This window comes from Allocoleopsis sp. (assembly GCF_036703385.1).
Classification (GTDB): Bacteria; Cyanobacteriota; Cyanobacteriia; order Cyanobacteriales; family Coleofasciculaceae; genus Allocoleopsis.
The window spans coordinates 1-8,272 of record NZ_DATNPA010000114.1 but is presented as its reverse complement, the minus strand read 5'-3'; the positions used below and the strand labels follow the sequence as shown (position 1 = coordinate 8,272).

Genomic DNA, 8,272 nt, shown 5'->3' with positions numbered 1-8,272 from the left:
CCCCATCCATGAAGATTACTAGCTTTGGCGATCGCATCTCCGTCCTTATAAATTCCTGCCTCTCTACCCGCTTCATCCCACACGCTATTGGTATAAACCGTTCCATCGTTCGCTACATACATTGCACTGATTTGAATTTGTACCCACTTACTGCCACCGCCGAACGTGTTACCTATCCAAGATGTTTTGTAGGGAATATTGCTCAATGCGTTTGAAGTTAGATACAGTGCAGTTAAAGTAGAGACAATTAGTCTTGTAAGCCCAAAGGGTAGGAAACTAATCATGCGATGCTGGTGATAATTTTCGATCTGCTTTAAATTCCTTAGGTGGCGATTCATTTTTTGGAAGAATAATCGCTTCTCTTGCCATAGTTTGTTGACTAGTAACAGTAATCTGTTCTTCATTATCTTAGGGAGCGGTGATCTGAGTGCAATTATTAGAAATCTGGATAATGTATATTTGCAGACAACAAAGTGGAAAACTACACAGGTAATCCTGCTGATACAGCAGCAAACATTCTTTGCGTCGGTCTAGGGTGGTTCCCGAAAACACCGGGAGGACTGGATCGATACGTCTATGAACTGACCCATCAGCTAGCAGCAGGTCAAGATAAAGTTGAATTGTGTGGAGTTGGTCTACCAGAAACTCAGCCCAACTCTGCCTTAAAAATAACTAATTTAGCTGAACCCGATAATAGACTCTTGCAACGCCTTTGGCTCATTCGCTCCAATTTTTTGAGGCGAAAAGCTGCCCAACCTGATGCCATTAATCTGCATTTTGCACTATACAGCCTTCCACTCTTGCAGGTTTTACCGTCGGGGGTGCCGATCACCTTCTCCTTTCACGGTCCTTGGGCATTGGAAAGTAAGCAGGAGGGAGCTGGAAAACTGAGTATTTTTTTGAAGCACTGGGTCGAACAAAGAGTTTATGATCGTTGCGATCGCTTCATTGTGTTAAGCAAAGCCTTTGGCACTATCTTGCATCAAGAGTATCAAGTTCCTTGGAGCAAGATCCACATAATTCCCGGCGGCGTTGATTTATCCCGATTTCAACCCAACTTATCACGTCAAGAAGCTCGATCACAGCTTAACTGGACCCAAGATCGCCCGATTTTATTTACCCCTCGTCGCTTAGTGCATCGAGTTGGACTGGATAAATTGTTAACGGCAATAGCTACAATTAAACTTAAAATTCCTGATGTTTGGTTAGCGATCGCTGGAAAAGGACCACTACAGGGGGCACTTGAGCAGCAGGCGACAGATTTGGGGCTGAATGATAACGTTAGATTTCTCGGCTTTTTACCGGATGAGCAGTTGCCTGTAGCTTACCAAGCTGCTGACTTGAGCGTGATGCCCAGCCAATCTTTAGAAGGATTTGGATTAGCGGTGCTAGAATCGCTTGCCTGTGGCACTCCGGCACTATGTACTCCTGTTGGTGGAATGCCGGAAATCTTAGAGCCGTTCTCACCGGATTTGATTGCTTCTTCTACAGAGGCAACAGCTATTGCCGACCGATTAGAAGAACTGATAATAGGAAAATTACCCATGCCTTCTAGAGAAGCTTGTCGCGAGTATGCTGCCACAAACTTTGACTGGTACAAAATTTCCCAGCGGGTTAGACAAGTTGTCTTAGCCTAAACATCAAAACAACAATAATATATACAAATTTTTCTTAGTTAAGTAAGCTGATGAAAATCCTATTTCTAGACCAGAGTGGAGAACTAGGGGGGGCAGAACTGTGCCTAATAGATATTACGAAACCATATCAAGATAGCTGTTTAGTCGGCTTATTTGCAGATGGTTCTTTTAGAAAATTACTGGAGCAACGGCAAATTCCAGTCCAAGTATTAGCCACTCAGCCGATACAAGTTCGTAAACAAAGCAGCTTTGCACAGAGTTTAGGAAGCGCGAGTTCGCTGGTGCCTGTGATTGCTCAGGTCGTTCAAAAAGCTCGTGAATACGATCTGATCTATGCCAATACCCAGAAAGCTCTCGTCATTGGTGGAATAGCAAGCTTTTTAAGTCATCGCCCTCTGGTTTATCATCTGCATGACATTCTATCTATCGATCACTTCAGCCGAACCAACCGCCGTATTGCTATAACTTTGGCTAATGCAAGAGCCTCATTAGTCATTGCTAACTCTATCGCCAGTCAAGCTGCTTTCGTAGCAGCAGGAGGACGCGCTGAAATAACAGAGGTAGTCTACAACGGTTTTGAACCTGAACTCTATCAGAGTCATCAAGCCAACCTCAGCCAGCTTAAGAAGCCGTTTGGGCTGGATGGACGCTTTGTAGTCGGTCACTTCAGCCGTTTGTCTCCCTGGAAAGGACAGCATATTTTGCTGGAAGCCCTGGCACAATGTCCCAAAGATGTAACAGCCATTTTTGTCGGGGATGCACTGTTTGGCGAGCAGGATTATGTCCAGCAGTTACACGAACAGGTTGCTAACTTAGGACTGGAGGAACGAGTACGCTTTTTAGGATTTCGTTCAGATATCGTTGAGCTAATGGCAGCTTGTGATTTGGTTGCGCATACATCGACAGCCGCAGAACCTTTCGGGCGAGTGATTGTCGAAGCGATGCTATGTGGACGGCCTGTGGTTGCCACAGAGGCGGGAGGTGTAGTCGAATTAGTGGAACATGGGCATACGGGTTGGTTGGTTCCGCCTGGAGACTCACAAAAACTCGCAGAAGCAATCACTAGCTGTCGTAACCAGCCAGAGTATACCGCAACTGTTTCTCACCAAGCACAGCTTCAGGCCAGTCAGCGGTTTAACTTGACAACAACGAACCAGCAAATTGCACAACTCCTCAACAGGATTGTAGGCAGTGAACAGTGAACTGTTGGTCGCTGATATTTAGAGCTAAGCAGCTAACACAGCCTCTTGTCCATGTCTTCGCATCAAATCCATTAGTTCATCCCGGTAGTCGTGGAATATCGAGTGGCGCTTAACGGTGTGGGTGCGATGGGGCAGTCTGATCGAAATTTCCTTCCTCACCGTGCCGGGACGTGCACCCAGGGCGTAGATTCGATTGGAGAGAAAAACGGCTTCCTCCACGTCATGGGTAATCATAAAGATGGTGATGTTGGTGCGTTGCCACAGGTCGAGCATGAATTCGTGCATCGACTCTTTGGTGTGAATGTCTAACGCTCCGAAGGGTTCGTCCATTAATAGCACTTTGGGTTCCGAGGCGAGGGCGCGCGCGATCGCAACTCGTTGTTTCATTCCACCCGATAGCTCTCCCGGCAAGGCTTTGGCGAACGGAGTCAACCCCACTACACTCAGGTAGTAGCTGGCTTGTTCCCGCCGTTGTTTCTTGGGCACACCCTGAAGCTTGAGTCCAAACTCGGTATTTTCCTGTACAGTCATCCAGGGGTAGAGCGTGTAGTGCTGAAACACCATACCGCGATCGGGTCCAGGCCCCGTGACGAGCTTACCATCAATCTTGACCTCTCCCAATGTAGGGCTATCAAGTCCGGCAATCTGTCGCAGTAGGGTCGATTTACCCGATCCTGATGCACCAACAGCACAGATAAATTCACCTTCTTGAATCGTCATGTTAATGTCCTTCAGGACAACTAACGTTCCGTTTTTTGTCTCGAAGTGCTTGTGCAGGTTGGTGATTTGCAGATACATGGCTTAAACCTCTGAATCTAGATTAGTATTCGGTATCAATTCGCCTGGGGGCAGTGCTGTAAAATCGGTCACACTTTGAGCTGAAGCATAAAAAGGAATTATCGTTGTTGGCTTGCCCACTTACAGGAAACTCGTAGCAAGTACTGGAATAGCAAGTCGAAGGCCAGCCCGATTACTCCAATGACAATCAACCCTACAAAAATTTCATCCGTCCTAAGGAATCGACCGGCTACGCTGATGCGACGACCTAAGCCTTCCGTGGCTGCAATCAGTTCGGAGACAATCACCAACTGCCATGCAGCCGCTAAGTTGATTCGACAAGCATCAATAATTCCAGGCAATACATGGGGAAAGATGACCTGAAACAGAGTTTGTAAACGGTTTCCTCCCAACATGTAAGTTGATTCAATCAAATCTTTAGGCACGAACTTCACCGTATCCATGACCATCAAGGAGTTAAAGAAAAAGACCCCGATGAAGATAAGGGTTATCTTGGGTTCCTCTCCAATACCTTGGTATAAAATCAGCAGGGGGATGAAGGCAGGAGCCGGCATGTAGCGCATCAACCCAAAAATGGGTTCCAACAGGGCGCGAATGCTAGCAAAACTTCCCATCAGCACGCCAATGGGGATGGCAAAGATGGCTGCAAATAGGAACCCAACACCCACCCGCCATAGACTCGCCACGGTATCCTTGAGCAGTTCGCGAGTACTCCACAGCCGTCCAAACGCTTCAAGCACTTTACCCGGTGAGGGAAGAAACTTAGGGTCTATGTTGCCAAATGTGGTTACCAGCCACCACAGTAGCAAGGGAACTCCAATGGAAATAATGACTAATGTTGTGTTGAGGGGTTTGGGGATATCTTCGGCGATTTGCCAGAAAACAGTGGGTTTTAGTGTTGTAGGTCGGATGAGCGATCGAATCGATCCAGGGCTTTGGCTCATGGCTGAATTCCACCAAGGATAAAGGAACTGATGGGATTTGGTTTAAATAAGATTTATTATCAAGATGTCTCCAGTGAGCAGATTTATGATTTCTTGACTTTCTCGGCGTAGGCTTTGACGAAGCGATCGTCAAATAACTTGCTGATGTCTGGTTTTGTTTTAGCGAGACCAACGTCTTTAAGAAAGTTGCTCATCTCCTGGGCAGCAAATTGTAAGGAGGTCATATTACTACCCGCTTGGAAGGCTTTTAGATTGTCTTCTATGGAGAACAACCGAGTGCCATCCGCATAATCTTTGTATTCGTTCATAGAGACACCAGCTCGTTTTGACATCGTCTTATAGGCTTTGTCTCGATTGGCCTTCATGTAATCCAACGTGGCAAACCAGGCATTAACGAGTGCCTGCACCTGTTCCGGATGCTCGTTTACAAACTTGCGCGTGAACACGAGGTGATCGGAAATGGCTCCCGGAAAGTTCTTGGAACTGAACAGTTCCTTACTACCCGGACGCTTTAATGCCTGAGTGGTGAAGGGGGCAAATACTGCCACTGCATCAACTTGACCCCCGACAAAGGCGGCTGCGGCTTTACCTGTTTCTAGGGGGACAAACTGGATGTCTTGTGGAGATAAGCCTGCTTTTTTGAGTCCTAAGAGCAACAAAAAGTGATCAACGGTGCCTTCCTCTGCAGCAACTTTTTTCCCTTTCAAGTCGGCAACGGAGTTAATCCCCTCGCGGACAATCACTTTGTCATTACCCGTAGAGTTATCGTTTACCAGCACAACTACTTGGTCTGCACCACCCGCGATGGAATTGACGGTGTCGCCTAGGGTTTGGCTGTTGGCATCAATTTGTCCTGCTGTCAGGGTGCTGATCGATTCCAGATATCCATCAAACCACTTCAGGTCTACTTGAACGTTGTTGGTCTTAAATATTCCTTCGTCTTGAGCCACTTGCCAGGGAAACCATCCAGGCCACGCGCTGAATCCCAAACGTACCGCACCCGCTACTGATGAAGAGGCGGAATCCGTTTCATTCGTTGTTTTGATGTAAACCGCAGGGTTGGTGCAACCTATGGTAAACGTCAATGTGACCAGGAAAAGAATGATGTAGGAGAGGAGCGATCGCATTTTCATGGCGTATCCTCACAGGGAAATGGGTTGCTAGATAGTCGGGTGCGTTAGGTAGAATGTCACTGACTTAAGGGAAAATTGATCGTTTCTTGGAAAAACCCAGATTGGGGGGTTTGGGGGGAAACCCCCCACTGGGGGACGGAGTGCCTCCCCCAGACCCCCTGCACAAGGGTTTGTTGGTGAGGTAGGAGAGTGCTTAAGTCAGTGCCATTCCTATTAGGTGGGTCGTAACTCACTGTTGTGCCAAGGTGTGTTCATTCTTTGGGTTGATGACTAAGCAAGTTGGTGCGTTACGCGATCGCTCACGCACCCTACCATTAATTTTGTGACAACTTGAGATTGCACCCACTCAAACCAGGTTTCCAATCCCTCTCCCGTTTTGGCCGAAACTGGGATAATCGTCACACTAGGATTCATTTGCCGAACATTCGCCACAATCCGATTTACATCAATATCCAGATAAGGTGCTAAGTCCATCTTGGTAATGAGCAGACAATCGGCTTCTTGAAACATCACCGGGTATTTCAGCGGCTTGTCTTCTCCCTCTGTGACGCTCAACAAAGCAACTTTGGCGTGTTCGCCCACTTCAAATTCAGCGGGACAGACAAGGTTGCCGACATTTTCTACTAGTACGAGGTCGAAGTCTGAAGGATTGTATTGATGGGCTAGCTGATGGATGCCACCCGCAACCATCTTGGAATCGAGGTGGCAGGAGCGACCGGTATTGATGGCAATCACAGGAACACCGTATTTACGAAGGCGATCGGCATCGAGTTCAGTCGTCATATCGCCCTCGATTACTGCAATCTTGAGCTTACTACTGAGAGCCGCTAGGGTCTGTTCTAGCAGAACAGTTTTACCCGCACCGGGACTGCTCATCACGTTCAAGCAAGTGATACCCCACTCATCAAAATGGGCGCGATTGTGGTCGGCTCCTTCTTGGTTGGCATGGAGTAAGTTAATTCCTAGGGCGGCGTCGAATGTTTGGTGCATGGTTAGGGAATGGGGAATGGGTAATTGGGGAGTAAGGGCGGGTTTTAAACAAAAATTATTTTTATCAGTGGAAAGTGTTTGCCTAAACCCGCCCCTACAAATCCTTATTTGGGATGAGCATCTTGTCCGCCCGAAACTATTGCGTCGGGTTGCGCGTATTCAACGCGATCAATTTTCAGTTCTCGCCCAGATCGAATGTTTTCCATTGGCGAATGACAGTCTGGGCAAGCATATTGAATGCCAATTTCGGGGCGATACTCCTGTTGACAGCGATCGCAAAAGGCAATCAAGGGAGTTTCCCGAATCACCAGTTTTGCTTCGTCTAAAAAGGTGTTGCGGGTCTGAACTTCAAAGGCAAATTGCAAACTCGCAGGTTCTACACAAGTGAACTGACCCACCGTGAGATGGACGTGGGAAACTTTGGGGTGTTCTGGCTGTGCTTCCCACCAATCCCGCACGGTCATAATTAGTGCCTTGGTCATATCAGTCTCGTGCATCGTTCAAGTCCACGCTACGAGTTCGGGTTGTGCCTCTGGATGAATGTAGGAGGGTTTCTCCTTGCGGGGCAGTTGACCGGATAGCACCAGATGCGCCATCGTGTCACAGATCACACGAGTTGCCATCAGCGAGGTGATATCACTGATGTCATAGGGTGGGGAAACTTCCACCACTTCCAACCCGCAAACCGGAGCTTTTTGCACAATCTTGCCCAGTAGATGCAGGGCTTCACGGGGGAGGAGTCCACCGGGTTCAGGCCAACCTGTACCGGGGACGAAGCCTGCATCAATGCAGTCAATATCAAAGCTGATGTAAACGCAGTCGGTGCCATCCAACGCTCTTTCGAGGGCAAACTCTACGGCAGCATCTAACCCCATTTCTGTAATGTCGGTTACCGTCAGGATATTACTACTTGCCCGTTCCCGGTAAAATTTGATGCCCTCGCGGGGGCATTGCCAACCGCCAATCCCCAATTGCACTAAGTTCTTTGCCGGGGCATTCTTCATGTTGGTGGCATGGAACCAGGGGCAGGTGTGCATCCGCTCATCTAGGTCGCTTTCCTGGGTATCGACGTGGCGATCGAAATGAATAATCCCAACTTTTTTGTCGCCCAAGTGTCGGCAAATGCCCCGAACAGTTGGGAAACCGATGGAGTGGTCGCCCCCTAAAATAATCGGAAATGCTCCAGAGCTGAAGATGTGAGCAATACCCTTGGAAATTTGGTCAAATGACTTTTCGTTGTTGGCGGGAATGGTGAAAATATCGCCCACATCGCAGAGTTTGATTTGCTCCCGCAGGTCAACTCCCAATTCAAAGTTGTAGGGGGTATACAGGGCAGAAATACGACGAATCCCTTGGGGGCCAAAGCGAGTGCCGGGACGATAGGTTGTTCCAGAATCGTGAGGAACGCCGACGATCGCTACATCATACTCCCCAACCTTACGAACATCTTCTAGGTAGGGGGCTTTCATGAAGGTGTTGATGCCAGCGAAGTGAGGCAGTTCGCCGCGTGAGAAGGTGGGGATTGTGCGATCGCGAATACTCTCTGCCCCTTCTAGCCCATATTCCAG

Annotated in this window: 8 protein-coding genes and 1 pseudogene; 2 read left to right on the top strand and 7 right to left on the bottom strand. The window is 48.1% G+C overall.

Annotation, left to right across the window (positions count from 1 at the left end; all coding sequences use genetic code 11):
• Nucleotides 1–338, bottom strand: a pseudogene (locus tag V6C93_RS05665) (hypothetical protein); the annotation flags it as partial.
• A 135-nt stretch (nt 339–473) separates the two neighbouring features.
• Here V6C93_RS05665 and V6C93_RS05660 point away from each other — a divergent pair.
• Together V6C93_RS05660 and V6C93_RS05655 are read left to right on the top strand one after the other, a co-directional pair.
• Nucleotides 474–1,637 carry a glycosyltransferase family 4 protein gene (locus tag V6C93_RS05660; RefSeq protein ID WP_333475678.1) on the top strand — a complete coding sequence of 388 codons (1,164 nt, stop codon included), beginning with the start codon at nt 474–476 and terminating at the stop codon, nt 1,635–1,637.
• Between the two features lie 50 nt (nt 1,638–1,687).
• Nucleotides 1,688–2,839: a glycosyltransferase family 4 protein gene (locus V6C93_RS05655; protein WP_333475677.1), complete on the top strand. Its 1,152-nt coding sequence runs from the start codon at nt 1,688–1,690 to the stop codon at nt 2,837–2,839.
• 24 nt (nt 2,840–2,863) lie between these two features.
• Here the strand turns inward: V6C93_RS05655 and V6C93_RS05650 are convergent, their stop codons facing one another.
• The 6 genes from V6C93_RS05650 to speB form a co-directional block, all read right to left on the bottom strand.
• The gene (locus V6C93_RS05650) at nt 2,864–3,637 is read right to left on the bottom strand and encodes an ABC transporter ATP-binding protein (protein ID WP_333475676.1); all 774 of its coding nucleotides are present in this window, start codon (nt 3,635–3,637) and stop codon (nt 2,864–2,866) included.
• Between the two features lie 98 nt (nt 3,638–3,735).
• Entirely contained in the window at nt 3,736–4,581 is an 846-nt protein-coding gene (locus V6C93_RS05645) for an ABC transporter permease (RefSeq protein ID WP_333475675.1), read from the bottom strand.
• 83 nt (nt 4,582–4,664) lie between these two features.
• Complete coding sequence (locus V6C93_RS05640; protein ID WP_333475674.1) at nt 4,665–5,714, bottom strand: ABC transporter substrate-binding protein; 1,050 nt, start codon at nt 5,712–5,714, stop codon at nt 4,665–4,667.
• Nucleotides 5,715–5,984: 270 nt separating this feature from the next.
• Nucleotides 5,985–6,704, bottom strand: coding sequence for a hydrogenase nickel incorporation protein HypB (gene hypB / locus V6C93_RS05635; RefSeq protein WP_333475673.1), 720 nt, complete (start codon nt 6,702–6,704; stop codon nt 5,985–5,987).
• 104 nt (nt 6,705–6,808) lie between these two features.
• Nucleotides 6,809–7,201, bottom strand: coding sequence for a hydrogenase maturation nickel metallochaperone HypA (hypA, locus tag V6C93_RS05630; protein ID WP_333475672.1), 393 nt, complete (start codon nt 7,199–7,201; stop codon nt 6,809–6,811).
• A gap of 3 nt (nt 7,202–7,204) precedes the next feature.
• The coding region (gene speB, locus V6C93_RS05625; RefSeq protein WP_333475671.1) for an agmatinase at nt 7,205–8,272 on the bottom strand (1,068 nt) is incomplete at its 5' end.

What these genes read in the sequence shown, in the direction of transcription:
- V6C93_RS05655 (WP_333475677.1), top strand. Translation starts at nt 1,688, where the DNA reads ATGAAAATCCTATTTCTAGACCAGAGTGGAGAACTAGGGGGGGCAGAA.
- hypB (WP_333475673.1), bottom strand. Translation starts at nt 6,704, where the DNA reads ATGCACCAAACATTCGACGCCGCCCTAGGAATTAACTTACTCCATGCC.
- V6C93_RS05645 (WP_333475675.1), bottom strand. Translation starts at nt 4,581, where the DNA reads ATGAGCCAAAGCCCTGGATCGATTCGATCGCTCATCCGACCTACAACA.
- V6C93_RS05640 (WP_333475674.1), bottom strand. Translation starts at nt 5,714, where the DNA reads ATGAAAATGCGATCGCTCCTCTCCTACATCATTCTTTTCCTGGTCACA.
- hypA (WP_333475672.1), bottom strand. Translation starts at nt 7,201, where the DNA reads ATGCACGAGACTGATATGACCAAGGCACTAATTATGACCGTGCGGGAT.
- V6C93_RS05650 (WP_333475676.1), bottom strand. Translation starts at nt 3,637, where the DNA reads ATGTATCTGCAAATCACCAACCTGCACAAGCACTTCGAGACAAAAAAC.